Annotated in this window: 19 protein-coding genes; 13 read left to right on the top strand and 6 right to left on the bottom strand. The window is 49.5% G+C overall.

The window, feature by feature from the left end; genetic code table 11:
• Positions 1–70: 70 nt before the first annotated feature.
• Positions 71–1,513 (bottom strand): sugar porter family MFS transporter, encoded by a 1,443-nt coding sequence (locus tag SAQUA_RS23215; RefSeq protein ID WP_380676174.1) that lies wholly within the window; start codon positions 1,511–1,513, stop codon positions 71–73.
• A gap of 549 nt (positions 1,514–2,062) precedes the next feature.
• Here SAQUA_RS23215 and SAQUA_RS23210 point away from each other — a divergent pair.
• Both SAQUA_RS23210 and iolB read left to right on the top strand, forming a co-directional pair.
• Entirely contained in the window at positions 2,063–3,568 is a 1,506-nt protein-coding gene (locus SAQUA_RS23210) for a CoA-acylating methylmalonate-semialdehyde dehydrogenase (protein ID WP_380676176.1), read from the top strand.
• A 136-nt stretch (positions 3,569–3,704) separates the two neighbouring features.
• On the top strand, positions 3,705–4,529 hold the full coding sequence (iolB, locus tag SAQUA_RS23205; RefSeq protein WP_380676178.1) for a 5-deoxy-glucuronate isomerase: 825 nt from the start codon (positions 3,705–3,707) through the stop codon (positions 4,527–4,529).
• A gap of 90 nt (positions 4,530–4,619) precedes the next feature.
• Here iolB and SAQUA_RS23200 read toward each other — a convergent pair whose 3' ends face one another.
• A complete protein-coding gene (locus SAQUA_RS23200; RefSeq protein ID WP_380676180.1) occupies positions 4,620–5,456 on the bottom strand; it encodes a MurR/RpiR family transcriptional regulator in 837 nt (278 codons plus the stop codon).
• A gap of 305 nt (positions 5,457–5,761) precedes the next feature.
• On the bottom strand, positions 5,762–7,702 hold the full coding sequence (iolC, locus tag SAQUA_RS23195; protein ID WP_380676182.1) for a 5-dehydro-2-deoxygluconokinase: 1,941 nt from the start codon (positions 7,700–7,702) through the stop codon (positions 5,762–5,764).
• Between the two features lie 573 nt (positions 7,703–8,275).
• Here iolC and iolD point away from each other — a divergent pair.
• The 4 genes from iolD to SAQUA_RS23175 all read left to right on the top strand — a co-directional run bounded on the left by iolD (position 8,276) and on the right by SAQUA_RS23175 (position 13,686).
• Complete coding sequence (iolD, locus tag SAQUA_RS23190) at positions 8,276–10,216, top strand: 3D-(3,5/4)-trihydroxycyclohexane-1,2-dione acylhydrolase (decyclizing) (RefSeq protein ID WP_380676184.1); 1,941 nt, start codon at positions 8,276–8,278, stop codon at positions 10,214–10,216.
• A gap of 147 nt (positions 10,217–10,363) precedes the next feature.
• Positions 10,364–11,377 carry a Gfo/Idh/MocA family protein gene (locus tag SAQUA_RS23185; protein WP_380676186.1) on the top strand — a complete coding sequence of 338 codons (1,014 nt, stop codon included), beginning with the start codon at positions 10,364–10,366 and terminating at the stop codon, positions 11,375–11,377.
• Between the two features lie 32 nt (positions 11,378–11,409).
• Complete coding sequence (gene iolE, locus SAQUA_RS23180) at positions 11,410–12,306, top strand: myo-inosose-2 dehydratase (RefSeq protein ID WP_380676189.1); 897 nt, start codon at positions 11,410–11,412, stop codon at positions 12,304–12,306.
• Positions 12,307–12,477: 171 nt separating this feature from the next.
• Entirely contained in the window at positions 12,478–13,686 is a 1,209-nt protein-coding gene (locus SAQUA_RS23175; protein ID WP_404413008.1) for an IS256 family transposase, read from the top strand.
• A gap of 21 nt (positions 13,687–13,707) precedes the next feature.
• Here the strand turns inward: SAQUA_RS23175 and SAQUA_RS23170 are convergent, their stop codons facing one another.
• Positions 13,708–14,187 carry a GNAT family N-acetyltransferase gene (locus SAQUA_RS23170; protein ID WP_380676642.1) on the bottom strand — a complete coding sequence of 160 codons (480 nt, stop codon included), beginning with the start codon at positions 14,185–14,187 and terminating at the stop codon, positions 13,708–13,710.
• A gap of 386 nt (positions 14,188–14,573) precedes the next feature.
• On the opposite strand from SAQUA_RS23170, the gene SAQUA_RS23165 reads away from it, so the two are divergent.
• Both SAQUA_RS23165 and gntR read left to right on the top strand, forming a co-directional pair.
• Complete coding sequence (locus tag SAQUA_RS23165; protein WP_380676644.1) at positions 14,574–15,269, top strand: pirin family protein; 696 nt, start codon at positions 14,574–14,576, stop codon at positions 15,267–15,269.
• Positions 15,270–15,391: 122 nt separating this feature from the next.
• On the top strand, positions 15,392–16,387 hold the full coding sequence (gntR, locus tag SAQUA_RS23160) for a gluconate operon transcriptional repressor GntR (RefSeq protein WP_380676646.1): 996 nt from the start codon (positions 15,392–15,394) through the stop codon (positions 16,385–16,387).
• Positions 16,388–16,426: 39 nt separating this feature from the next.
• Here gntR and SAQUA_RS23155 read toward each other — a convergent pair whose 3' ends face one another.
• Entirely contained in the window at positions 16,427–16,933 is a 507-nt protein-coding gene (locus tag SAQUA_RS23155) for a gluconokinase (RefSeq protein WP_380676648.1), read from the bottom strand.
• Positions 16,934–17,239: 306 nt separating this feature from the next.
• Between SAQUA_RS23155 and gntT the strand changes: the two genes are divergently transcribed.
• Positions 17,240–18,556, top strand: coding sequence for a gluconate transporter (gene gntT, locus SAQUA_RS23150; RefSeq protein WP_380676650.1), 1,317 nt, complete (start codon positions 17,240–17,242; stop codon positions 18,554–18,556).
• 42 nt (positions 18,557–18,598) lie between these two features.
• Here the strand turns inward: gntT and SAQUA_RS23145 are convergent, their stop codons facing one another.
• The gene (locus SAQUA_RS23145) at positions 18,599–19,192 is read right to left on the bottom strand and encodes a YhgN family NAAT transporter (RefSeq protein WP_380676652.1); all 594 of its coding nucleotides are present in this window, start codon (positions 19,190–19,192) and stop codon (positions 18,599–18,601) included.
• 300 nt (positions 19,193–19,492) lie between these two features.
• Between SAQUA_RS23145 and asd the strand changes: the two genes are divergently transcribed.
• The 4 genes from asd to glgC all read left to right on the top strand — a co-directional run bounded on the left by asd (position 19,493) and on the right by glgC (position 26,506).
• On the top strand, positions 19,493–20,596 hold the full coding sequence (gene asd, locus SAQUA_RS23140) for an aspartate-semialdehyde dehydrogenase (protein ID WP_380676654.1): 1,104 nt from the start codon (positions 19,493–19,495) through the stop codon (positions 20,594–20,596).
• A gap of 452 nt (positions 20,597–21,048) precedes the next feature.
• Positions 21,049–23,232, top strand: coding sequence for a 1,4-alpha-glucan branching enzyme (glgB, locus tag SAQUA_RS23135; protein WP_380676656.1), 2,184 nt, complete (start codon positions 21,049–21,051; stop codon positions 23,230–23,232).
• Positions 23,232–25,217 (top strand): glycogen debranching protein GlgX, encoded by a 1,986-nt coding sequence (glgX, locus tag SAQUA_RS23130; protein WP_380676658.1) that lies wholly within the window; start codon positions 23,232–23,234, stop codon positions 25,215–25,217. The genes glgB and glgX overlap by 1 nt, the downstream gene beginning before the upstream one ends.
• Positions 25,218–25,228: 11 nt before the next feature.
• Positions 25,229–26,506, top strand: coding sequence for a glucose-1-phosphate adenylyltransferase (glgC, locus tag SAQUA_RS23125; protein WP_380676660.1), 1,278 nt, complete (start codon positions 25,229–25,231; stop codon positions 26,504–26,506).
• Positions 26,507–26,532 lie beyond the last annotated feature (26 nt).

Genomic DNA, 26,532 nt, shown 5'->3' with positions numbered 1-26,532 from the left:
TGGTAGCTCTTTTATCTTTCAAGTTGCAGCGTGTCCACTTGGCTGCAACTTGAAATCCATAGTGTATGTTTCAAAATTTACTGTGTTCTACCGATGCTGGTTTCGCCTTCGGTAATTGCTGGCGATAGCGTTTCGCCATTACTACGTCCTCCATTTTTTCCAGAGATACCCCTTTGGTTTCAGGAATAAAGCGGCCGATAAACCAGTAGCTGAACAGGCAACAGAAGGCGAAGATCCACATAGGGAAAGCACCGTGGAAGGTTGAGAATAGATAGGGGTGGTCATTGATCATCGGGAAGCTCTGCGACACCACAAAGTTAGCCAACCACATAAAGCCGACGGCAATACTCATTCCTTGTGAGCGCATCCGATTAGGGAATATCTCGGAAACCAGCACCCAAGCGCCAACGCCCCATGAAAGAGCGTAAAACACCATAAAGAACAGCATGCCAAACAGCGCAAAATATCCAGTAGCCTGGGTATAAAGTGCGTAAGAGGTGATCAGCAAGCCAACTATGCTTCCGAGTGTTCCCCAGCGCATCAGCGGAATGCGGCCCATGCGATCCATCAGCATGGCACCAATAACTGAACCGACAAGTTGTAAAACGCCGATCCAGATAGTCTGGAATAACGCTTCCTGTGCATTTTCAGTGACGGTTTTTAGCACCACAGGTGCGTAATACATCATCACGTTAACCCCGGTAACCTGTTGCAGCATGGCGATCATACAGCCAACAAACAGAATGAAACGAACACGTACATCGCCGTAGTTCAGTCTCTGTTTATGGTTTTGCTGATCCTGATGTACCGAATCCTTAATTTCCTGCAGTACGCTTTGTGCATGCTGCGCGTTGGAAACGCGGGTCAACATGGCCAGCGCTTGATCATCACGGCCCACCATCACATTCCAGCGTGGCGATTCGGGGATGATAAAGACCAGAATACAGAACAATATGCAGGGAATAACACCTGAGGCGAACATCCAGCGCCAGCCCATATCAATTAGCCACGCTTCACTGGCGATACTGGCAATCTTGAAGTTAACGTAAAAAATCAGTATCTGACCAAATACAATGGCGAATTGCTGCATGCTTAGCGCTCTGCCGCGCATATCTTTCGGCGAAACTTCCGACATGTACATTGGGGAAACAGTGGCTGCGATCCCCACCGCCAGGCCACCGATAATGCGATAGATTACAAACCAAGTGAAGGTGGGGGCCAGAGAGGATCCAATAGCCGAAATGGTAAATAGCAACGCTGCCAGCATCAGCGCTTTTTTGCGACCAAAGCGCCCGGCAAGCGGCCCGGCAGCAAATGCCCCGACCACACAGCCAACTACAACGTTGGAGACTGCCCAACCGGTTTCTGCCGGGCTGAGGTTGAAGTAGGTTTTCAGGGATTCTATTGCGCCGGAAATCACGGCAGTATCATAACCAAACAAAATGCCACCGAGTGCTGCAATCCCGCAGATTCGCAGAATATACCCAGTATTGTGTTTACGCTGATGTGACATATGTTGCTCCGATTTTTATCCTGGTTGCTGCCCACTAGCTGACCAGTGAGGCAGTAACGTGAACCGTGCCTGTCATTAAGGCGGAGTGATTCAAGCTATCCTTTCCTGAACAAGAACATTTATTTCATATTAAGTGAATAATGAAATATTAATTTTTCGATCTAGTTCAAAAAAATGGCGTCAATACGATCATTGACAACCTTGGCTTGGTGCCAATTCCAGGGAAATAGTCTTTACTACGTAAAGGTCATTTCTTTTTTAAAGTCAGTGAATTTTTAGGATCATATTGTTTATTATGGATTATGTTCTTAGTTGATTGCCATGGTGGATGCCCACGATGAGTGTGGTAAATTTGCGATCCTCCGCACTAAAAATAAATTTTCTAAAATATTTTATTTGAAACTTTTTTTTCAATGAAATAGAGTTTGCTTCATCTGGTCAGGATTTAGCCTGCTAGTGAGTCATATTCTGCAGGTGGATCAATGAACGTCACAGTATTCAGCAGAGCTAAACACTGTGGACGACAGCGGACATAAAAGAGGGTGAGACATGAAGACCGTGGGTAACTTTATTGGTGGGCAGGCTTGCCTGAGCAGCAGCAATCAAACTGTTGACGTGCATAACCCGGCAACTGGCCAGGTTGAACGCCGTGTCACGCAGAGTACCGCAGCCGAGGTAAAACAGGCAATTGATGTTGCCCACCAGGCGTTTACCGACTGGGCGCGAACCACGCCGTTGCGGCGAGCACGCATCATGTTTAATTTTAAAGCGTTGCTGGAAAAGCACCGTGAGGAGCTAGCGCAACTCATCGTCAGTGAGCATGGCAAGGTTTATTCCGATGCGCTTGGGGAATTGACCCGGGGAATGGAAGTGGTGGAGTTTGCCTGTGGGATCCCCCATCTGATTAAAGGGGAATACTCACCGGATGTAGGCACTGGCGTCGACTGTTTTTCATTAATGCAGCCACTGGGTGTGGTAGCGGGGATCACCCCATTCAACTTTCCCGCGATGGTGCCGATGTGGATGTTTCCTATTGCATTGGCCTGTGGCAATACCTTCGTTTTGAAACCTCCTGCGTTGGTCCCTTCTGCATCTGTACGTCTGGCAGAGTTGCTGAAAGAGGCGGGTCTGCCTGATGGGGTGTTCAACGTAGTGCATTGCGGTAACGAAGAGGCTTCGCAGTTGTGTACCGATCCACGTATTCAGGCAGTGAGTTTTGTTGGCTCCTCAGTTGTCGCGGAGCATATTTACACGACTGCCAGCGCACACGGTAAGCGTGTTCAAGCTTTCGGTGCTGCAAAAAATCAGGCAATAGTGATGCCGGATGCGGATCTGGACGCTACGGTCAATGCGTTGATGGGGGGGGCATTCGGATCTGCGGGTGAACGTTGTATGGCGTTACCTGTCGCTGTTGTGGTTGGTGATGATACAGCAGATAAACTGATAGCTAAACTCAAGCCTCTGATTACCCAACTGCGAGTGGGGCCTGGTATTCAGCAAGGTGGTGAGGAAAATGAAATGGGACCATTGGTATCATTGACCCATCAGAAAAAAGTGTTGAACTATATTGATATCGGCGTAGCAGAAGGTGCGAAATTGGTGGTTGATGGGCGTCGTTACCAAGTACCTGGCTATCCTAACGGCTACTATGTCGGTGGAACCCTGTTCGATAACGTTAAACCTGACATGCGTATCTACCGCGAAGAGATCTTCGGGCCGGTGCTGGGTATCTTGCGAGTACCTGATTACCAAACTGCAATTGACACGGTTAATAGCCACGAATTTGGCAATGGCAGCGCTATTTTTACCAGTAATGGTCATTATGCTCGCCAGTTTGTGCACCAGGTTCAGGCTGGAATGGTGGGAGTTAACGTGCCAGTACCGGTACCGATGGCTTTTCATAGTTTTGGCGGGTGGAAGCGTTCAGTGTTCGGTGCGCTTAACGTGCACGGTACAGATGGTGTGCGATTCTATACCAGGATGAAGACTGCCACAGCGCGGTGGCCAACTGGTCTGCAAACGGTGTCAGAATACAGCATGCCAACGCTGGGATAATCCCTATCAGGTATGTATACCGGGGCCGTTATTTCACAGAAGTAGTGGCCTTTGGTGCTGATGTCTCTACTCGAGTTTCTTCAAGGTGCAGGCAGGCAGCAACATTTATCAAGCACGAGATATAAGGAGAAACGTCATGTCTTCATTACTGGCCAAATGTCAGCAACCAGATGCCAAAGGGTGTATTCAGTCTGTCACTCCAGAAAATGCCAATTGGCGTTTTGTCGGTTTTGAAGTCTATCGCATGCAGGCAGGGCAGGTACTGAAATTGGAGAGCGGAGATAAGGAGTTGTGCCTGGTTTTGGTGGCGGGTATTGCATCTGCGAAGACGAAGCATGCTGAATATCCTCATATTGGCAAACGCATGAGCCCGTTTGAACGTACACCACCTTATGCAGTGTATGTTCCACATCATGATCATATTGAAGTCAGAGCTGAAAGTGACTTGGAATTAGCAGTGTGTAGTGCACCAGGTAAAGGCGATTTGCCTTCACGCCTAATCAGCCCGGCGGACGTCGGTGTGGAGCAGCGTGGCAAGGGCCATAACCAACGGTTGGTGCATAATATTTTGCCTGATAGCCAACCTGCCGACAGTTTGCTGGTGGTTGAGGTTTACACTGATGAGGGAAACACCAGTTCTTACCCGAGTCATAAGCACGATCAGGAGAATTCGCCAGATGAAACTTATCTGGAGGAAACCTATTACCATCGTCTTAACCCTGAGCAAGGGTTCTGTTTGCAACGTGTGTATACCGACGATCGTTCCTTGGATGAATGTATGCCGGTTTATAATCGCGATGTTGTGAAAGTACCTCGTGGCTATCATCCGGTTGCAACGCTGGCTGGTTACGATAACTACTATCTCAACGTCATGGCTGGCCCAGTACGCTTGTGGAAGTTCACCTGGGAAAAAGATCACGCCTGGATCAACAGCGATAGTTATCAAGGAGTGGGTCTTTAACGCTAAGAAACTAAGGTGAGGAGTACTGCGCCTTTTTTCTATCCCAATAGAATTCAGGTCGCAGCTTAAAAGATGATAGATATCTTTTAATTACAGTTCCTTGGCATTATTCAGTGCCAATGACACAGCCAGTGTTTGTGCCAGGCACATTGAGGCGACCTGAGAGCGAAAGCCATCCACCTGTGCTTCGCGCACGACAAAACAAACATCACTGAATGCCACTAATGGACTGACTTGGCTATCGGTGATGGCGATTTGCTGTGCACCCTGCTTGGCACCTAATTCCACCAGCTCCAACGCCTCTTTGGCATAAGGGGAGTAGCTGATAGCGATCACCACATCTTTGGGTTTCACCATACTAAGCTGTTCGGTAAACATGCCCCCCAAACCATCGATCAGAAATGCTCGTCTTTCCAGATGACGCAGGGCATAAGTGAGGTAAGAGGCGACGCTAAAGGAGCGACGCAGGCCGATCACATAGATATTTTCAGCGTTGTTCAACAGTTCTACCGCCCGGTCTAACTGTTCGGCACTGATCTGCATCGGTAACTGTTGCAATGCCTGAGCGTTGACCATGGTGAATACATTGAGGATTTCTGCAGGTTTCTCTGGTGCAACGCTATCGTCGGAAGATGTTTGGCGGAATAGACGTGCACGCTCCGTATAGTTTACCGTTTCCTCCATCAAATGCTGGCGGAAGACCTGTTTCATTTCGTTGAAACCGCTGAAACCAAAAGCATTGGCGAAACGGATCAGAGTAGAAGGGGGGACACTGGCCTGTGCGGCGATAGAGGCAACGGTATCAAAGGCAATGCTGTTACTGTTATCAAGAATATAACGCGCCACCTGTTTTAAACGCTTGCTCAGCGTTTCATAACGGCGACGGATCTCGTCTTGTAACAGTGAAAGTTGAGTTGGGCTATTCATCCATTTTGCTCGCAGTATTGGCTGGGGCGTATCTTTTTACACTCCCGATAAGTTGAATTACAGAAAGGCGGCAAGTCCTACCCGGAGTGGCGAAGTAACACTGACAACTTACATGCAATTTACATTATGTCGAGTATATACGCCTGAATTATTATCCAGCCATTCTAACAGATGGAGTAGAAATTTCATTTCATCATAAAGCGATTTATTTCATTACAAGCCGCGTTACTTCACAGAAAATGGGCAAAAACCCCCTTAAAGCAGAAAAATACTTTAAGGGGGATGGTGAGTTAAAATGCAGATGCTCAGTGGCCGCCAGTTCTGCTATCGGCCTGAGGACGATAGTGCCGCCAGAAGCCGATCAACGTCAGGTATTTCTGCTTCACTTGTTCGATTAACTCGGCATCGTCTATCTCTCTTTGTAACCAAAGGCGCGAAGGGGTACCGAAAATTGTACGACCAACAGCGAATCCTTTGACCCAAGAAGCTTCTGCTGCTGCAGCAAAACCCGCTTTAAGCGTTTCCTCCGAGGAATCCAACCCAAGGATCAGCACGCCCCTGCAGAACGGGTCGTTGGTTTCAATTAATTCCCCCACTCTCTGCCAGGATGTGGTGCTGAGTGGCGGTAACTTCCACCAATCGGGTTTAATGCCCAACTGGTAAAAATGCTCTAGTGTCTCTAGGTAGTAGCGTTCGTCTTTATCGGGATTGCTATCTGGTAAAATCACTTCCAACAACAGCTCGTGTCCAGATTTGCAACAGCCACGATAAACGTCAGCGATCTGTTCATCCTGTTCATGGCGCAATTCTTTAGTATCAAGCGGGTGGTAGAAAACCAGGCATTTCACCACGTGTTCCTGTGGCCAGTCGATTAACTGTGAACCAATATTGCCATGTTCCAACCTTAAAGGACGCGAGCTTGGCAATTCAACAGGACGACCAATCCACCAACCTTTGCCGGTAATGGTATTTAACGCTTCTTGACCATACGTGGTATCTGCCAGAATACCGCTATTGCCGTTTAATCCAGCTTCATTAGCTGCTTCCTGCGCCGCCGCCAACAGCAAAGTTTTTAGCTGGGGGATGCGCTCAGCATCAGCCCCTACCTCACGTGCCATATCAGCCAATTGTTTGCGGTGGTCAAAGGCAAAGACACACAATTCAGGCCACTGCTGTTTACGCGTAGTCACGCGATGCAGATGGTTCAAGCGTATATCGCGATCCGGGCGCTTTACAGCCTGTTCACGTTGCAGATAATCGTCCAGTTCCAATTTGGTCGGCATAGCTGGCGCGCAGCCATGGCGTGATACAACCAGCGCCCCACAGGCATTGGCGTAACGACAGGCTTGATCCCAACCCTCATTATTGAGGTAGCCACGCAGAAGACCAGACATAAAAGCATCACCTGCTCCCAATACATTCAGGACTTCAACTCGAACACCTGAATGCAGTTTTACCTGTTGCCAACTGGTGGGAATATCATCTTCAAATACCGAACACCCTTGTGCCCCACGTTTGCAAACCAGCGTTGCCTGGGTGACCTTGCGAACATTTTTAAGGGCTATCAGCGTGTCTGTACTACCACCTGCGATGTGAAACTCCTCCTCGGTCCCCACGATCAGATCGAATTGATGCAACACTTCCTGCAACTCGCGAGTCACTTTCTCTGATTCGATGAAACGGGTTTCCCCATCCCCCAGTGATGTCAACCCCCATAGTACTGGCCGATAATCAATATCCAGTGCGGTACGCAGACCGTGGCGATGGGCACACTCCAGCGCTTTTAGAACTGCTGACCGGGTGTTTGGGTGGGAAAGGTGGGTGCCGGTGATTGCCAACGCTCGTGCTGAAGCGATGTAATTTTCATCAACATCGTCAGGTGTGAGTGCCATGTCAGCACAGTTCTCGCGGTAGAAAATCAGCGGAAAGGTATCCTGGTCCTTGATACCCAGGAGCACCATGCCTGTCAGACGCTGTTTGTCAGTAATCAGGCTTTGCGTATCGACCCCGACGCGTTGGAGCTCTTCACGCAGGAAACGCCCCATGTGTTCATCCCCAACGCGAGCCAACATGCCGGTTTTTAGCCCTTGAATCGCTGTGCCATAAGCAACGTTGCCTGAGGAGCCACCAAGATACTTAGCGAATGTGCTGGCATCTTCCAGGCGGGCGCCGATTTGTTGGGCATAGAAATCAACAGCGATCCGCCCGAGGCAAATGAGATCAAGCTGCTTTAGTTGTGTAGCCATACGCGTTTCCTTCTGTCATTAAGCAAAACTCGATTGCGACCCGGTAGAGGAAGTAAGCAGGAAGCATGGTCAGAATTATGAGGAATAAAAATTTCAATTTCAATAATTAGTGAAATTTACACCCCAAAAATGTGATGAGTTTAATACCCGTTTTCTACAGGGTGGGGGAGCGTAACGATACGTCATTGCTGGCGTAGCGCTCTTTTACTCAAGGATGAGGATATATGTCTGGATCGCTGTAATATCAATTATTTATATCCATGCATGAGCCCTTTCTACACAAGTATATAGAGTGGAGTGTGTATTTAATTTAATGATTTTAAAGGATAAATAATGATTAGCAATCATAATGCGATCTTTATCGCAAAATGAAATGTTTTTTCTGTATTCATATTTAATGAAAAATATATTTGTTTATAATCGATATGCATTTCAAATTGTTTGCAGAATGCGCAAACCCACATAAGAGAACGGCTGCTTTTGTCTATCAAAAGCCACCAGATATACCCGTTAGTCTTCCAAAGCAAAGTTAGTAGAGGCTAAGGGTATGACACTAATCGAAAGGATGAGTAAATGGGTAAGATCAAGTTAACCATGGCACAGGCACTCGTCAGATTTCTCGACAACCAGTACTTACTGGTGGATGGTGTGGAAACCAAATTCGTAAAGGGTATTTTTGCTATTTTCGGTCATGGCAACGTTCTCGGCTTGGGACAGGCATTGGAACAGGATTGTGGCAGTCTAGTGGTGCATCAGGGCCGCAACGAGCAAGGGATGGCTCATGCAGCCACCGGGTTTGCCAAACAGAAGCTGCGCCAGCAGATTTATGCCTGTACGTCTTCTGTTGGCCCCGGTGCGGCTAATATGATTACTGCTGCGGCCACTGCCACGGCGAACCGGATCCCTTTGCTGTTGTTGCCAGGCGATGTGTTTGCTTCTCGCCAGCCCGATCCCGTGTTGCAGCAGATTGAACAATCCTATGATCTGAGCATCAGTACCAATGATGCTTTCCGAGCAGTCAGTAAATACTGGGATCGCATTGTGCGCCCAGAGCAACTGATGAGTGCCTGCATCAACGCAATGCGCGTGCTGACCGATCCTGCCGAAACAGGCGCTGTTACGCTTTGCCTTCCGCAGGACGTTCAAGGTGAACCCTACGACTACCCAGACTATTTCTTCCAGAAACGGTTGCACCGCCTTGATCGCCGCCCTGCCAGTGAAGGCATGCTGGCAGATGCTCTGGCTTTATTGGTGGGCAAGCGCAAACCGCTGTTGATCTGTGGCGGAGGAGTGAAATATTCGCAGGCAGGGCAAGTATTAAAACAGTTTGCCGAGCAGTTTCATATTCCATTTGCTGAGACCCAGGCTGGTAAAGGAGCGGTATCTTCCTGTCATCCCTATAACGTTGGCGGTATCGGTGAAACCGGCTGTCTGGCGGCAAATACCCTGGCAAGACAGGCCGATCTGGTGATTGGCGTCGGTACTCGTTATACCGATTTTACCACTTCGTCAAAATGGCTATTCCAAAACCCCGAAGTGGTCTTCCTCAACATTAATGTCAGCGCATTTGATGCGGGCAAATTAGACGGCGTGCAGGTGCTGGCAGACGCGCGTACTGCACTGGACGCCCTCCACACGCAGCTAATAAAGACCGATTATCGGTCCGGCTGGCAAAATACCATTCGTGAGGCTCTGGATGAACAACAGAAAGAGACTACACGCGTCTATCAGGCAGCCTATACCAATGAAGGTTTCGTGCCAGAAATTGACGATTGTCTCGATCGTGAGCGCGTATTTAGCGAGTTCATCGAAAAAACCGGTTCTGTATTAACCCAAAGCCGTGTTTTGGGATTGCTGAATCAGAACCTGCCTCAGGACAGCATCATCGTTGCAGCAGCAGGCAGCCTGCCTGGCGATTTACAGCGTGTCTGGCAAAACCATGGTGAACACGGTTATCACGTTGAGTACGGCTATTCCTGCATGGGTTATGAAGTCAATGCGGCTTTAGGCGTCAAACTTGCAGAACCGCAGCGTGAGGTTTACGCGATGGTGGGTGATGGCGCGTTCATGATGTTGCATTCCGAACTGGTCACATCAATTCAGGAAGGTTGCAAGATCAACGTGTTGCTCTTTGACAACATGACCAACGGTTGCATTAACAACTTACAGATGGGACACGGTATGGATAGCTATACCACCGAGTTTCGTTTCCGTAACCCACAAGGGGGGAAACTGGATGGTAATTTTGTTCCAGTAAACTTCGCTATGCTGGCAGCGGCATATGGCTGCAAAACCTACAGCATTACCACCGAGCAACAGTTGATAGACGCTCTGCAGGATGCCCGCAAGCAAACGGTTTCAACCCTGCTGGATATCAAAGTGTTGCCAAAAACCATGGTGCATAAGTACCTCAGTTGGTGGCGCGTAGGGGGAGCACAGGTTGCCAAAAGTGAAAAAATTGTCGCAGTCGCCCGCAAGTTGCAAGAGAACATCGATAAAGCCCGCGACTACTGATAACTGATAGCGATATGCCCTATGGATAGCAAGTTACAGCCGAAAGGCGAAAAGCAGTGCTGAGACTTTCAAAACGACAGGGCATTTAAGGAATACCCATTTCCAGACCTTGAGTCTGCCGAACACATGTCCACGAGGATAGCGAAAATGACATTGAACATTGGGGTTATTGGTACAGGAGCCATCGGTAGGGATCATATTCGCCGTTGCAGCAAAGTGCTGCAGGGGAGTCGTATAGTGGCGGTAAATGACATCAACCGGGATAGTGCGGCTAAGGTAGTCAGTGAACTGAATCTGGATGCCAGAGTTTATGACAACGGTCATGACTTGATCAATTCTGCAGACGTTCAGGCGGTGTTGGTTACGTCATGGGGGCCAAGCCACGAGGAGTTTGTACTTGCTGCAATTACGGCTGGTAAACCGGTGTTTTGCGAGAAACCGTTGGCGGTCACGGCACAAGGCTGCAAAAACATCGTTGAGGCAGAAGCTAAACACGGCAAGCGTTTGGTACAGGTAGGTTTCATGCGTCCCTATGACCAAGGTTACCGTGCACTGAAACAGATCCTAACCAGTGGACAGATCGGCGAGCCGTTAATGCTGCACTGTGCTCATCGTAACCCGAGGGTCGGGGAAGCCTACACTACGGATATGGCAATTACCGATACGCTCATTCATGAAATTGATGTACTTCGCTGGTTGCTGGACGATGACTATGTCTCGGTACAAGTGGTGTTCCCACGTAAAAGCACCAAAGCCTTCCCACATCTTAAAGACCCGCAGATTGTATTGATGGAAACTGTAAAGGGTACCCGCATTGATGTCGAAATCTTTGTCAACTGCCAATACGGTTACGATATCCAGTGCGAAGTAGTGGGTGAAACCGGCATTGCCAAATTGCCAGAACCTTCTTCTGTACAAATGCGCAGTGGTGCCAAATTATCGACCGAGATCCTCACCGACTGGAAAGATCGCTTTATCGATGCCTATGACGTTGAGTTACAGGGGTTTGTTAATGACGTACAGGCTGGCAAGTTAACAGGCCCTTCAGCCTGGGATGGGTACGCGGCGGCGGTAACTGCCGATGCTTGTATTGCTGCGCAGCTCAGTGGCGAAGTAGTGCCAGTTACGTTACCTGCCCGCCCGGAGTTCTACGGCAAATAGGATGACAAGTATCCAGATTACTGAGGCTGAATATGAATAAAGACAATGTAAAGCTAGCCATCGCCCCGATTGGTTGGACGAATGATGATATGCCCGAGTTAGGGAAAGAGAACACCTTCCAACAATGTGTCAGTGAAATGGCACTGGCTGGGTTCACTGGTAGTGAAGTGGGCAGCAAGTACCCACGAGATCCCAACGTATTGAAACCGATGCTGGAAATCCGCGGTATCCAGATTTGTAATGCCTGGTTCAGTACTTTTTTTGCCGATGGTCTGAAGGAAAAAACCATTGATGAGTTTGTTAACCACATGAATTTCTTGCATGCAATGGGCGCGAAAGTGATTGGCTGCTCCGAGCAGAGTAAGAGTATTCAGGGTACTACCAAGGCGGTATTTGAAGAGAAACCCTATTTCAGCGATGACGAGTGGCAACGCGTGGCTGAAGGGTATAATGAACTGGCAAAGATTGCCGCAAATAAGGGAATGCAAGTCTGCTTGCACCATCATATGGGAACAGGCATCCAGACTACGCAAGAGATTGATCGTTTCATGGGGGCGGTGAGCGACAATGTTTACCTGCTGTTTGATACTGGGCATGCTTATTACTCCGAGGGTAGCCAACGGGCGATGTTGACGATTTTGGAAAAATACCTGCCTCGCATCAATCATGTGCATTTGAAAGATGTACGTGACGATGTGGTTGCCAAGGTGAAAACGAATAGCCTGAGTTTCCTTGATGGCGTAAAAAAGGGGACTTTCACTGTACCGGGCGATGGGGTAATCGATTTCCGGCCAGTGTTTAAACTACTGGACGAGCGTGGTTACAAAGGGTGGATGGTTGTGGAGGCGGAGCAGGATCCGGCGATTGCCAATCCTTTTGAGTATGCTGTGAAAGCTCGCCGCTATATTCGCGAAACTGCAGGGCTCTGAACCTTTTTACTGGTGTTGTTGTGTACTTTGGGCGACAGCATGATCGCCCTCTTTTCTATGCTACGCATTTTTAATACGAGCCATAAAGTAAGCATCTACCGAGACTGTAATTTAAATTGTGTAATTGCCTGTTTTTGATATGTTCTTCCTGACAATGGAGACAGGCAAATTATGGACGAAAAGAAACTTAAGGCACTCGCTGCTGAGCTGGCCAAAGGCATTAAAACAGAAGCCGATCTCAATGCGTTTTCTCGTATGTTGACCAAGCTCACCGTCGAAACTGCCTTGAATGCCGAGCTGACTGACCACCTCGGTCATGAAAAAAATACCCCTAAAAAAGGCTCGAATACCCGTAACGGTTACTCGTCTAAAACGTTGCTCACTGATGATGGTGAGTTCGAACTGAATACACCCCGTGACCGTGAAGGCTCCTTTGAGCCCCAACTGATAAAGAAAAACCAGACGCGTATCACGCAGATGGACAGCCAGATTTTATCCTTATATGCCAAAGGGATGACGACGAGGGAAATCGTCGCCACGTTCAAGGAGATGTACGATGCCGACGTGTCGCCCACGCTGATATCCAAAGTCACCGATGCCGTTAAAGAGCAGGTTACCGAGTGGCAAAACCGGCCACTGGACTCACTGTATCCCATTGTTTACCTTGACTGTATCGTGGTGAAGGTGCGTCAAAATGGCAGCGTCATCAACAAGGCCGTGTTCCTTGCCTTGGGCATCAATACCGAGGGTCAGAAAGAACTTCTGGGCATGTGGCTGGCAGAAAATGAAGGGGCCAAGTTCTGGCTTAACGTGTTGACCGAGCTAAAAAATCGGGGGCTTCAGGACATCCTGATTGCCTGTGTAGACGGCCTGAAGGGCTTCCCAGAGGCGATAAACAGCGTCTATCCGCAAACCCACATCCAGTTGTGCATTATCCACATGGTGCGTAACAGCCTGAAGTACGTGTCGTGGAAAGACTACAAAGCGGTCACCAGCGGGTTGAAAACGGTGTATCAGGCCCCGACAGAGGAAGCGGCACTGATGGCGTTGGACAAGTTCGCGGGTGTGTGGGATGAAAAATACCCGCAAATCAGCAAGAGTTGGCGTACTCACTGGGAAAATCTCAACACGTTCTTCGGTTATCCCGCGGATATCCGCAAAGCGATCTACACGACCAACGCCATAGAATCGCTGAACAGCGTGATCCGTCAGGCGATAAAGAAACGTAAAGTGTTCCCGACAGATGACTCAGTGAGAAAAGTGATTTATCTGGCCATCCAGGCGGCGTCGAAAAAATGGAGTATGCCGATCCAGAACTGGCGGTTGGCGATGAGTCGTTTTATTATCGAGTTCGGTGACCGCTTAGACGGTCACCTTTAATAGGTTGGCAGTTACACAGAATTATGGACAGGCTCCATCTACCAATTCGCCTTCACGAACAGCAAATCGACGATTTATGCCTTCAATTTCAAAACCGAATTTGCGATACAGAGCTATTGCGCTCTGATTGTCAGTGAACACAGTTAACTCGATACGCTCGATGGCCGCCCAGTTGTCACAGATATCTATCATTGCCTTCATCAACTCACTACCGACCCCTTTTCCGTGATAGCAGGCATCTACAATGATGCCAAAGGTTGCTACATGGCGGCGGCGCAGTCGCTGGTTAAGTTCAACTGTCAATTGACCAACCACAAGTTCATCAATACAGGCTACCAGGCAGTAAGTTCCTGGCTTTATTTCGGAGACACGCTGCTGCCACATCTCTTTCGAGGGCAATGGCAGCTGTAGCGTGTCACGGTAAACGGCAGGATGAGAGAATAACTGATGTAAGGCTTCAGCATCTTTGCGTTCTACATGGCGAACCACAATCTCGTGCATTTCTTCTTTTCCTTAGCGTCGGCCTGATGACTAACTAAGCAAATTATCTGCTCATCATAAGGAGTCAATATATCTCCAAATGTTTTTAAAAAAAGCTTTACAGACTCAAATGATAATGATTATTATTGTCATGCATTCAGAGAGAGTAACAATCTTTGCTACTGCATTCTGAAGGCACGACATTGCTCACATTGCTTCCAGTGTTTACTTAGCCAGCTCGGGTGCTGGCTTTTTTTTATCCAAATCTGACAACAACTCAAACCAACAAGTTTTCTGATAACTGCTTAAGTAATTAGTCTAATTATTTGAATAAAGAAGTGAGATTTTTACGCTTTCATATTCCTCTACCAGAGCTAGACTGTAAAAAACGTTGAGGAGAGTTGAATATGATTTACTTACGCAAAGCAGAAGATCGGGGCCATGCTAACCATGGTTGGTTGGATACCTGGCACACCTTTTCATTTGCCAACTATTATGATCCAGATTTTATGGGGTTCTCTGCCCTACGAGTGATCAATGAAGATGTCGTTGAAGCAGGTCAGGGATTTGGCACTCATCCCCATAAAGACATGGAAATCCTGACCTACGTACTGAGCGGTACGGTGGAACATCAGGATAGCATGGGTAATAAAGAGCAGGTCCATGCAGGTGAGTTTCAGATAATGAGTGCTGGTACTGGGATACGTCACTCCGAGTACAACGCCAGTAGCGAGCATCCACTGCATCTTTACCAGATCTGGATTATCCCGGACCAGGTTGGGCTGGAACCACGCTATGAGCAGCGTATTTTCGACGCACCGCAAGGCCGCCAATTGGTACTGTCACCTGATGCCCGTGAAGGCTCACTGAAAGTGTTCCAGGACATGACACTATCGCGCTGGGCGCTGAAAAAAGACGAGCAATCAGTGTACTCGATTCAGGCAGAGCGCCGCGTTTGGATCCAAGTAGTTCGTGGCAATGTGTCGATCAATGGTAACAAAGCAGGTACCAGCGATGCGCTTGCTATATGGGATGAAACTGCACTATCAATTCATGCTGAAGAAGATAGTGAGATTTTACTATTCGATCTGCCACCGGTTTGATTGCAATGTGATTATAGAGGCTCAGCATGCTGTGCCTCTTGTCTATTTATAACCAGTAATACCTGTAATCCGCTTTCTTTGCTAAAATGGCCCCCCACTCACTGTTAGCCAGTGCATTGATAATGAAGAAAAAACGGCCAGTGCTCCAAGATGTCGCAGATCGGGTAGGCGTCACTAAGATGACGGTGAGTCGTTATTTGCGGAATCCCGATCAGGTTTCTGCTGTTCTGCAGCAAAAAATAGCGATAGCACTGGACGAGCTTGGCTACATTCCCAACCGTGCACCCGATATTCTTTCCAATGCCACTAGCCGTGCTATTGGCGTACTGCTACCTTCGCTGACCAACCAGGTCTTTGCCGAAGTATTGCGTGGGATTGAGAAGGTGACCGACTCGCATAACTATCAGACTATGCTAGCGCACTACGGATATTCACCAGAGCGTGAAGAAGAGCGTCTTACCTCGCTGCTTTCTTATAATATCGATGGCTTGATACTTTCAGAGCGTCATCATACGCCGCGAACCCTGAAGATGATTGAAGTTGCGGGGATCTCTGTAGTAGAGCTGATGGATTGTGTCTCGCCTTGTATCGATCTGGCCGTAGGGTTCAACAATTTTGAAGCCGCACGTCAGATGACACAACAAATCATCGCCCGCGGTCATCGCCATGTGGTTTACTTCGGCGCGCGCCAGGATGAACGTACCATTATCAAACAGCAAGGCTATGAACAGGCTATGCGTGAATCTGGCCTGGAAGCGTACAGCGTTATGACCGCACGTTCTTCTTCATATTCTGCCGGTGCAGAATTATTGCGCGAAGCGCAACGGGATTATCCACAGGTAGACAGCATTTTTTGTACCAACGATGATCTGGCGATTGGCGCTGTGTTTGAGTGCCAGCGTCAAGGATTGTCGATCCCGCAGGATATGGCGATAGCCGGTTTCCACGGTCACGACATTGGCCAGGTGATGGTACCGAAGCTGGCGAGTGTGCTGACTCCGCGTGAGCATATGGGGCAGCTCGCTGCTGAGCGTTTGCTGGCACGCCTGAAAGGAGAAACCGTTTTCCCGCGTATGGTGGATGTCGGTTTCACGGTAATACCTGGCGGCAGTATCTGATCCCTTATGGAACATCTGCAGGCCCATAAGGGGGCCAGATTAAGTCCCCAGTGCCGCAATGCAACGGTTGACCACGCCTTCGACGTCAGCGTCAATATCAACGCAAATCACGTCGTTCTCATCGGCATCGGGCTCTTCTAACGTTTCAAACTGGCTCTTCAATAATTCTGTCGGCATAAAATGCCCGGAGCGTGCTTGTAAACGTTGCAGAATCACTTCGAAGCTGCCCTTGAGATAGATAAACACCATATTCTCGTTGTCTTGGCGTAGTAAATCTCGGTAGTGGCGCTTCAGTGCCGAGCAGACGATAATGCCGGTTTCACTTTTGTGATTCAGGCTATATGCAGCATCGTTAAGACGTTGCAGCCAGGGAGTGCGATCGTTGTCATTCAGTGGTTGCCCACTGGCCATCTTTTGGATGTTGGTACGTGGATGTAAATCATCGCCATCGATGAACTTTGCCTGTATTTCTCGTGCTATTGCCGCGCCAATGGTGGATTTGCCACTGCCAGAGACGCCCATCAGGATGATGCTTTTACCCGCCATAAGTTTGATCTCTATCTCAGAATGCGAATTTTACCAGGGTCTATGGTTCCGAATCTTATCATGTTACCGGTATCATGATACCGGTAACAAATGGAGATGTGATTGTCATCACAAAGGATGGATAAAGGGTGACACCCATTTCTTTCGCTTCGCCACAGTGTGGGTTGCGAACTGGATCCATTGGTATACCGCTGTACTCTACCGCCTTCTTAGAACACCAGGATAGGGCCGTACAACTAAAACAAACCACCCTCTTTCGTTGCTGTTTTGCAAAGAGGATAAGTGATAAAAGGTTGGAGAAAAATTATGCCATTAGTGATTGTTGCCGTTGGCGTAGCCATGCTACTGCTGCTGATGATCCGCTTCAAACTGAACGGCTTTATCTCGCTTATTCTGGTCGCGCTGGCGGTCGGTATTATGCAAGGCATGCCGGTCGATAAAGTTATCGGTTCTATCAAGGCCGGTGTCGGTGGCACATTGGGCGGTCTGGCGCTGATCATGGGTTTCGGCGCTATGCTAGGCAAGCTTCTTGCGGACTGTGGTGGAGCGCAGCGTATTGCGACCACGCTGATCGACAAATTTGGTAAGCAGCATATTCAATGGGCGGTTGTGCTGACCGGTTTTACCGTTGGTTTCGCTCTGTTTTATGAAGTGGGCTTCGTACTGTTGCTGCCATTGGTTTTCACCATTGCAGCATCTGCGCGTATCCCGTTGCTGTATGTCGGGGTGCCGATGGCTGCGGCACTGTCCGTCACCCATGGTTTCCTGCCCCCGCACCCAGGCCCAACGGCTATTGCAACCATTTTCCATGCAGATATGGGCAAAACCCTTCTTTACGGTACGCTGTTGGCGATCCCTACGGTGATCCTGGCTGGCCCAGTGTACGCCCGCTTCCTGAAAGGGATCGATAAACCGATTCCTGTGGGATTGTACAATCCTAAAACCTTTACCGAAGAAGAAATGCCTGGTTTCGGTGTCAGCGTTGCGACCGCTCTGGTTCCGGTGATCCTGATGGCATTACGTGCAGTCGCGGAGATGGTATTGCCAAAAGGCAATTCGTTATTGCCTTATGCTGAGTTCTTAGGCGATCCGGTGATGGCTACGCTGATCGCGGTACTGATTGCCATTTTTACCTTTGGCCTAAACCGTGGACGCAGCATGGAAGAAGTGATGGGTACCATCAATGAATCCATCAAAATAATTGCCATGATGCTGCTAATCATCGGTGGTGGCGGGGCATTCAAACAGGTATTGGTGGATAGCGGCGTTGAGCACTACATTGCCAGTATGATGCAAGGCAGCAACGTTTCGCCGATCCTGATGGCCTGGTCAATTGCTGCGATACTACGTATAGCTCTGGGATCGGCTACCGTAGCGGCAATTACCGCTGGTGGTATTGTAGCTCCACTGATCGCAACGACTGGCGTTAGCCCCGAGTTGATGGTTATTGCCGTTGGTTCGGGCAGCGTGATTTTCTCTCACGTTAACGATCCTGGCTTCTGGCTGTTCAAGGAGTATTTCAATCTGACTATTATGGAAACCATTAAATCCTGGTCGGCGTTGGAAACAATCATCTCAGTCTGTGGCTTGATCGGCTGCCTGTTGTTGGCGATGGTAGTTTAAGCTTTGATGGTAAGAGCGCAGCGGTCTGCTGCGCTCAAAGTGCTACAGTTTCAGGTAAGCCCTGATACCGTCCAGGAACATCTGGGTGGAGAGCATGACCAGAATCAATCCCATTAATCTTTCCAAGGCACTTAAGCCTTTACTCCCTAGCAAGCGGAAGAACAGGTTCGACAACAACAAGATCGCAGCCGACAATCCCCAGGCTATCAACAACGCCCCTACCAGATGTAACAGTTGGTTTGGATATTGATGTGAAAGCAACATCAGCGCCGCCAGAATTGACGGTCCAGCTACCAACGGGATAGCCAGCGGCACAAGAAAAGGTTCTTCACCTGCAGAAAGACCGGTACTGTTACCCTCACTAGATGGGAAAATCATCTTGATAGCGATCAGGAACATGATAATTCCGCCGGATATTGATACCGTTTCGGTGCGCAGATTAAGGAATGCTAGAATGCGTTCGCCAGCAAACAGGAAAATCAGCATCAACAGCAGAGCGATCAATAATTCACGGATCAACACTACCCTACGGCGGCGGGGCTCCAAGTGTTTAAGTACCGACATGAAAATCGGTAGGTTACCAAGTGGATCCATGATCAAGAACAGCAACACTGTTGCCGAAATCATTTCTGTCATTGTTACCTCAGTGTCAAAATAACCAAATACTCTTAATTTCTGAATTTCGTGTTACAGCGCCCAAGTCAGTGGCTGGATGGGCAAGTTCCCTGCATTAAAACCATAGGTTATAAGCAGCACTGCTTATAATCGTTCAACCATCGAATAAATTCACTTTGCGCCTGCGCTGACATTTTGTAAGGTGGGTGCATATTGCACACCACTTACAATTTAAATATGTCTCTTGCCCTTCATGCCGATGTTAACGTTTAGGCCTGAAAAGTATTGAGCATAGTCATCCTCCAAGGCAGGACTGTAAATATGAAAAACGTTGGTTTCATCGGTTGGCGCGGTATGGTCGGCTCTGTACTCATGCAACGCATGACACAAGAGCGCGATTTTGACGCTATTCGCCCGGTATTCTTTTCCACTTCACAGCACGGTGCTGCCGCGCCGGCTTTCGGTGGCCAGCAAAGCACACTGCAGGATGCCTATGATATAGAGGCACTGCGTGCACTCGACATTATTATTACCTGCCAGGGTGGTGATTACACCAATGAAATCTATCCGAAGCTGCGTGAAACCGGTTGGCAAGGCTATTGGATCGACGCTGCTTCTTCTTTGCGCATGAAAGATGATGCGATCATTATCCTTGATCCTGTAAATAGTATGGTTATCCATGAAGGTTTGAACAAGGGGATCAAGACCTTTGTTGGCGGTAACTGCACCGTTAGCCTGATGCTGATGTCTTTGGGTGGCCTATTTGCTAACGATCTGGTTGAGTGGGCTTCTGTCGCCACTTATCAGGCTGCATCTGGGGGGGGAGCCCGCCATATGCGTGAACTGCTGATGCAAATGGGTATGTTGCATGCGGACGTGGCGAAAGAGCTACAGGATCCCGCCTCGGCGATCCTGGATATTGAACGTAAAGTCACAGAAGCTACCCGTTCCGGTAAGCTGCCGACCGATAACTTTGGTGTTCCTTTGGCGGGGAGCCTGATTCCCTGGATCGACAAGCAGTTGGAAAATGGCCAAAGCCGCGAAGAGTGGAAAGGGCAGGCGGAAACCAACAAGATCCTCAATGCCTCAACCACCATTCCGGTCGATGGCCTGTGCGTGCGTGTAGGGGCACTGCGCTGCCATAGTCAGGCTTTTACTCTTAAGCTGAAGAAGGATGTATCTTTGCCGGAAATTGAACAACTTCTGGCAACGCACAACGATTGGGTGCGAGTGATCCCTAACGACCGCGAACTGACTATGCGTGAGCTAACTCCTGCAGCAGTGACCGGGACATTGAATACGCCTGTGGGCCGTTTGCGTAAGTTGAACATGGGGCCGGAATACCTCTCTGCATTCACCGTTGGCGATCAGTTGCTCTGGGGGGCGGCGGAGCCGCTGCGCCGCATGCTGCGTATTCTGCTGTAACCTTAAACTAAACTTCCTAAGGGCTGAGCTCTTACAGCCCTTAAACCCCTTATTTTAAACTTTTCCGTTATTGGCTGCGCTATGGGTGAGAGCGTTAAAGGAGCGGGGAAGTTTCGCCATTAACTACTTACCGTACCGCATGAATAGCATCACAGTGTGTGGTCAGTTTTGTGATTTTTCCGATAAATAATTTTCCTTCATGATGCGGCAATGTTTTTAGCTGACATTGGCTATGCTTAACGGGTTGTTGAATAAAGTCACCACTAATGGTGAAGTTTTGTCCGAAAAGTGACCATAAAGAGCGAAACTATAGTTTGGACGGTAATTGATTAACCAATAACCGACCGGAATCACGCTTTAGGTTGCAAATCAATTGCATGATAGGTTCAACGGCTGCTTTCTTATCAGCGTAGCCCCTTAAAAGTCATGCTCTTAATTAAAGGAAGAATATAATGCCTGTACTTCCCGAACGTGACGTGATTAATCAGTTAATCTCTGGTCACTATGCCGATCCATTTTCATTACTTGGCATGCATGTTACCGAACGTGGGCTGCAAATTTGCGCTCTGTTGCCAGATGCCGGAACAGTATGGCTGGTGGAAAGCAAAACGGGTAACCGGCTGGTGCAACTCAATTGTGATGATGCCCGAGGTTTTTTTAGCGCTATTGTCCCTCGCCGTAAAACCCCCTTCCGTTATCAGCTTGAAGTCAGTTGGAGCGATCATCAGCAACTCATTGAAGACCCGTATCGTTTTGGTACGTTATTGCAGGATATAGACAGTTGGCTATTGGCTGAGGGAACCCATCTCCGTCCTTATGAGCGGTTGGGGGCACATCCCGGCGTGCTGGATGAGGTTGAAGGCGTCAGCTTTGCCGTATGGGCACCGAATGCGCAGCGGGTGTCCGTTGTCGGTGAATTCAATTTCTGGGACGGTCGACGACATCCAATGCGTTTGCGGCGAGAAAATGGCATTTGGGAACTGTTCGTGCCAGCGGTTAAAGCCGGTCAACTGTATAAATACGAAATTATCGATTGTTACGGCAATGTTCAATTGAAAGCCGATCCTTACGCTTTTGAAGCGCAAATGCGGCCAGAAACGGCGTCATTGATTACGCCGTTGCCTGCGGTAGTGGAAAACACACCTGAGAGGCGTCGGGCTAATGATTTTGACCGCCCTATTTCTATTTACGAAGTGCATCTGGGTTCCTGGCGCCGTCATACCGACAATAATTTCTGGCTCAGTTATCAAGAGCTGGCAGATCAACTGATCCCCTATGTTAAAGAGATGGGTTTTACCCACATTGAGCTTTTGCCGATTAACGAGCACCCGTTCGATGGTAGTTGGGGTTACCAGCCTCTGGGCCTATATGCGCCTACACGCCGTTTCGGCACACCAGCAGAATTTAAAGCCTTCGTAGCTGCGGCTCATAAAGCTGGGATTAACGTGATCCTCGATTGGGTACCGGGGCATTTCCCCAGTGATGCCCACGGTCTGGCAAATTTTGACGGTACCGCGCTGTATGAATATGCCGATCCTCGTGAAGGATTTCATCAGGACTGGAATACACTGATCTACAACTACGGCCGCAATGAAGTACGTAACTACCTGGCGGGTAATGCGCTCTACTGGCTTGAGCGTTTTGGTATTGATGGCCTGCGGGTCGATGCGGTGGCATCGATGATCTACCGTGACTACAGCCGCGCAGACGGTGAGTGGGTACCTAACTGCTATGGTGGCAAAGAGAATCTCGAGGCGATCTCGTTTCTGCGCTATACCAATCAGACGATAGGTAAAGAGCGTTCGGGTGCAGTGACGTTGGCGGAAGAGTCGACAGACTATCCAGGCGTAACATTACCGCCGGACGCTGGCGGTTTAGGATTCCATTACAAATGGGATCTCGGCTGGATGCATGACACGCTAAACTATATGAAATGCGACCCGGTACATCGTAAATATCATCACAATCTGATGACCTTTGGCATGCTCTATTCCCATACCGAAAACTTCGTGTTGCCTATTTCGCATGATGAAGTCGTGCATGGTAAACATTCGGTGCTGGATCGGATGCCGGGCGATGCCTGGCAGAAATTTGCCAACCTGCGGGCTTATTATGGCTTTATGTGGGCGCATCCAGGTAAGAAATTGCTGTTTATGGGCAGTGAATTTGCTCAAGGGCGTGAGTGGAATTTCGATACCAGCCTGGATTGGCATTTGCTGGAAGGGGAAGATAGCTGGCACCACGGTGTACAACGGTTGGTACGCGATCTCAACCATTGCTATCAGCACAATGCTCCGCTGTACGAGTGTGATTATCGCCCTGAGGGTTTTGAGTGGTTGGTAGTAGACGATCATGAGAACTCGGTGTTTGCCTTTGCGCGTTATGATTCGCAGGGGAATGAACTGATTGCCATCAGCAACTTTACTCCGGTGCCCCGCCATCATTATCGCATCGGTATTTCCCGCCCTGGGGAATATCGGGAAATCCTGAATACCGACTCGTACCACTACCACGGTAGTAATACTGGCAATCAGGGGCGGGTAGTCTCGGAGCCTATTGCAAGCCATGATCGTGAACATTCGATCAGCATAATGGTGCCACCTTTGGCAACGGTTTATCTGCGGCGGGAGGGGTAATGACGGCGTTGATGCCCGGTATCGCTGCGCCTCTCGGGGCTCACTATGACGGTAGTGGGATTAATTTCACGCTATTTTCTGCGCACGCCACACAGGTCGAACTGTGCCTGTTCGATGAACTGCATCGTGAAACGCGCATACCGTTACCGGCTCGTAGTGGGCACATCTGGCATGGCTATTTACCGGGTGGCAAGCCAGGGCAGCGTTATGGTTTTCGGGTACATGGCCCGTTCGAACCGCAACAAGGGCACCGTTTTAACGCCAATAAACTGCTACTTGACCCGGCGGCTCGTGCGGTAGAGGGTCCGGTCGCAGATCACTTGAATCTGCATGGGGGATACGACTATCCCGATCCTCATGACAGCGCAACGTTAATGCCCAAGTGTGTGGTGATCGATGAAAGATATGACTGGGAGGACGATCGTCCTCCTCTGACTCCTTGGAGCAAGACCGTTATCTATGAGGCTCATGTCCGGGGGCTGACGTTGTTGCATCCGGAAATCCCGGCGGCGCTGCGCGGTAGTTTTGCTGCGTTGGGCCACCCGGTGATGATTGCATATTTCAAGCGGTTGGGGATTACGGCACTTGAGCTACTGCCGATTCAACAGCACACCACAGAACCGCGCCTGCAACGCATGGGATTGATTAATTACTGGGGATATAACGTGCTGGCACCCTTTGCGCCGGACAACCGTTATAGCAGTCTGCTTACCGACATGACACCGCTGCGTGAATTTCGTGACGCAGTAAAGGCGTTGCACAAAGCCGGGATTGAAGTGATTCTCGATGTGGTGTTCAACCATAGCGCAGAACTGGATGTTGATGGACCAACGTTGTCGTTGCGTGGCATTGATAACGCAAGTTACTACTGGCTAACTCCTGAGGGAGACTACGATAACGTCACCGGTTGCGGCAATACGCTGCGGCTGGATCAGCCAGCAGGTGTTTCGTGGGTAATGGAATGCCTGCGGTTTTGGGTACGCGAATGCCATGTCGACGGTTTCCGCTTCGATCTTGGCACGGTGTTAGGCCGAACACCGGCGTTTGACCGCGATGCACCGCTGTTTCAGGCGATGCTGGCGGACGACACGTTAGGGCGCTGCAAACTGATCGCCGAACCTTGGGACATTGGCCCAGGGGGGTATCAAGTTGGGGCGTTTCCTGGCCGTTTTGCTGAGTGGAATGACCATTTCCGTGATGATATCCGTCGTTTCTGGTTGCAGAACGATCTGTCACTTGGTCAGTTTGCCCAGCGCTTTGCTGCTTCCAGCGAGGTCTTTAACCACCGTGGGCGTGCGCCCCATGCCAGCATTAATATGTTGACTGCCCACGATGGATTTACCTTGCAGGATGTAGTGAGTTTCAACCAGAAGCATAACCAGTCTAACGGCGAAGGAAACCGTGATGGCACTGACCGTAACTTTAGCTGTAACCACGGCGTCGAAGGTCCCATTGCCGACGATACCGTTTTACAACACCGTAAGGCCAGTCAGCGGGTACTCCTTGCCACGCTGCTTCTGGCTCAAGGAACACCGATGCTGCTGGCCGGTGATGAGCATGGACATAGTCAGCAGGGTAACAACAATGCTTACTGTCAGGATAACAAAACCACCTGGCTCGATTGGGCCAAGGCGGACGATTCCCTCACCACATACACCGCCGCGTTGATCCGCTTACGCCAGCAAATCCCTGCTTTGCAGGGAGATAACTGGTGGCAGGAGGGAGACGGCAGCGTGCGGTGGTTGAATGTGCACGGGCAACCGCTCAGTGCGCAAGAGTGGGAACGGGGCGAGCGGTATTTGCAGATCCACCTGTCGCAACGCTGGTTGCTGGTGATCAATGCCACGCCGCGCGCCGTTGAGATGATGTTACCTGAAGGGGAGTGGCAGGTTGTTGCTCCATTTACCCAGGACGATTCACGGGCGGTCCTACCCGCCTGGTGCCAGGCTGCGCATTCCCTTTGCGTGCTGGCAAAGAAAAATTAAAGGAGTCAGCTATGGTTAGGTTTGAAAATAAAGACCCCCTGATGTTGGCGCGCCAACTGCCGAATAAATCCGTTGCCCTGATTCTGGCTGGCGGCCGTGGCTCGCGTTTGAAAGATTTGACCTCTACCCGGGCTAAGCCTGCGGTTCATTTCGGTGGTAAGTTCCGCATCATTGACTTTGCTATGTCGAATTGCCTGAATTCGGGGATCCGCCGCATGGGCGTGATCACTCAATACCATTCGCATACTTTGGTGCAACATATACAGCGCGGTTGGTCTTTCCTTAACGAGGAAATGAACGAGTTTGTCGACCTGTTGCCTGCACAACAGCGGCTCAGTACCGAGCATTGGTACAAAGGGACTGCGGATGCGGTTTACCAGAACCTCGATATTATCCGCCGATATGAGGCGGAATACGTGGTGATCCTGGCGGGCGACCATATTTACAAAATGGATTACTCGCGCATGTTGATCGACCATGTGGAGAAAGGGGCACAATGTACCGTGGCCTGTATTCCGGTGCCGCGTTCGGAAGCCAGCGAGTTTGGCGTCATGAAGGTGGACGATAACGATCTGATCCTTGAGTTCCTCGAGAAACCTGAAAATCCACCTGCGATGCCCGGCAATCCGGATATGTCACTGGCCAGCATGGGGATCTACATTTTCAATGCCAGCTATCTGTTCCAACTGCTGGAGGAAGACATGTCGACTCCAGATTCCAGTCATGACTTCGGTAAAGATCTGATCCCGAAAATTACTGCTCAGAAAGCTGCATGGGCACATCCGTTTACGCTCTCCTGTGTCACCTCCAACCCTGAACTGCCACCGTATTGGCGTGATGTTGGAACGCTGGAAGCATACTGGCGCGCCAACCTCGATCTGGCATCGGTCTCACCGGAGCTGGACATGTATGACCGTGCCTGGCCTATCAGAACTTATATGGAACCGTTGCCGCCAGCCAAATTTGTGCAGGATCGCTCCGGTAGCCATGGCATGACGATGAACTCGTTGGTCGCTGGTGGCTGTATCGTCTCCGGTTCGGTTGTGGTGCATTCGGTATTATTTTCGCGTGTCAGGGTAAACTCTTTCTGTACCGTCGACTCCTCGGTCTTATTGCCTGATGTTAACGTTGGTCGCTCCTGCCGCCTGCGTCGTTGCATCATTGACCGTGCCTGCCATATTCCTGAAGGGATGGTGATTGGTGAAAATGCGGATGAAGACAGCAGACGTTTTTATCGCTCTGAAGAGGGCATTGTGCTGGTAACGCGTGAAATGTTGTCAAAGCTGTAAGGATTTCGCTTGCGAACCTGTGGGCG

The organism is Serratia aquatilis (genome assembly GCF_044865145.1).
GTDB lineage: Bacteria > Pseudomonadota > Gammaproteobacteria > Enterobacterales > Enterobacteriaceae > Chania > Chania aquatilis.
This window is presented reverse-complemented; position numbering and strand designations above follow the sequence as displayed.

Bases quoted from the DNA above. Each gene is read 5' to 3' on its own strand.
- SAQUA_RS23215 (WP_380676174.1), bottom strand. From the start codon at position 1,513: ATGTCACATCAGCGTAAACACAATACTGGGTATATTCTGCGAATCTGC.
- SAQUA_RS23210 (WP_380676176.1), top strand. From the start codon at position 2,063: ATGAAGACCGTGGGTAACTTTATTGGTGGGCAGGCTTGCCTGAGCAGC.
- iolB (WP_380676178.1), top strand. From the start codon at position 3,705: ATGTCTTCATTACTGGCCAAATGTCAGCAACCAGATGCCAAAGGGTGT.
- SAQUA_RS23200 (WP_380676180.1), bottom strand. From the start codon at position 5,456: ATGAATAGCCCAACTCAACTTTCACTGTTACAAGACGAGATCCGTCGC.
- iolC (WP_380676182.1), bottom strand. From the start codon at position 7,702: ATGGCTACACAACTAAAGCAGCTTGATCTCATTTGCCTCGGGCGGATC.
- iolD (WP_380676184.1), top strand. From the start codon at position 8,276: ATGGGTAAGATCAAGTTAACCATGGCACAGGCACTCGTCAGATTTCTC.
- SAQUA_RS23185 (WP_380676186.1), top strand. From the start codon at position 10,364: ATGACATTGAACATTGGGGTTATTGGTACAGGAGCCATCGGTAGGGAT.
- iolE (WP_380676189.1), top strand. From the start codon at position 11,410: ATGAATAAAGACAATGTAAAGCTAGCCATCGCCCCGATTGGTTGGACG.
- SAQUA_RS23175 (WP_404413008.1), top strand. From the start codon at position 12,478: ATGGACGAAAAGAAACTTAAGGCACTCGCTGCTGAGCTGGCCAAAGGC.
- SAQUA_RS23170 (WP_380676642.1), bottom strand. From the start codon at position 14,187: ATGCACGAGATTGTGGTTCGCCATGTAGAACGCAAAGATGCTGAAGCC.
- SAQUA_RS23165 (WP_380676644.1), top strand. From the start codon at position 14,574: ATGATTTACTTACGCAAAGCAGAAGATCGGGGCCATGCTAACCATGGT.
- gntR (WP_380676646.1), top strand. From the start codon at position 15,392: ATGAAGAAAAAACGGCCAGTGCTCCAAGATGTCGCAGATCGGGTAGGC.
- SAQUA_RS23155 (WP_380676648.1), bottom strand. From the start codon at position 16,933: ATGGCGGGTAAAAGCATCATCCTGATGGGCGTCTCTGGCAGTGGCAAA.
- gntT (WP_380676650.1), top strand. From the start codon at position 17,240: ATGCCATTAGTGATTGTTGCCGTTGGCGTAGCCATGCTACTGCTGCTG.
- SAQUA_RS23145 (WP_380676652.1), bottom strand. From the start codon at position 19,192: ATGACAGAAATGATTTCGGCAACAGTGTTGCTGTTCTTGATCATGGAT.
- asd (WP_380676654.1), top strand. From the start codon at position 19,493: ATGAAAAACGTTGGTTTCATCGGTTGGCGCGGTATGGTCGGCTCTGTA.
- glgB (WP_380676656.1), top strand. From the start codon at position 21,049: ATGCCTGTACTTCCCGAACGTGACGTGATTAATCAGTTAATCTCTGGT.
- glgX (WP_380676658.1), top strand. From the start codon at position 23,232: ATGACGGCGTTGATGCCCGGTATCGCTGCGCCTCTCGGGGCTCACTAT.
- glgC (WP_380676660.1), top strand. From the start codon at position 25,229: ATGGTTAGGTTTGAAAATAAAGACCCCCTGATGTTGGCGCGCCAACTG.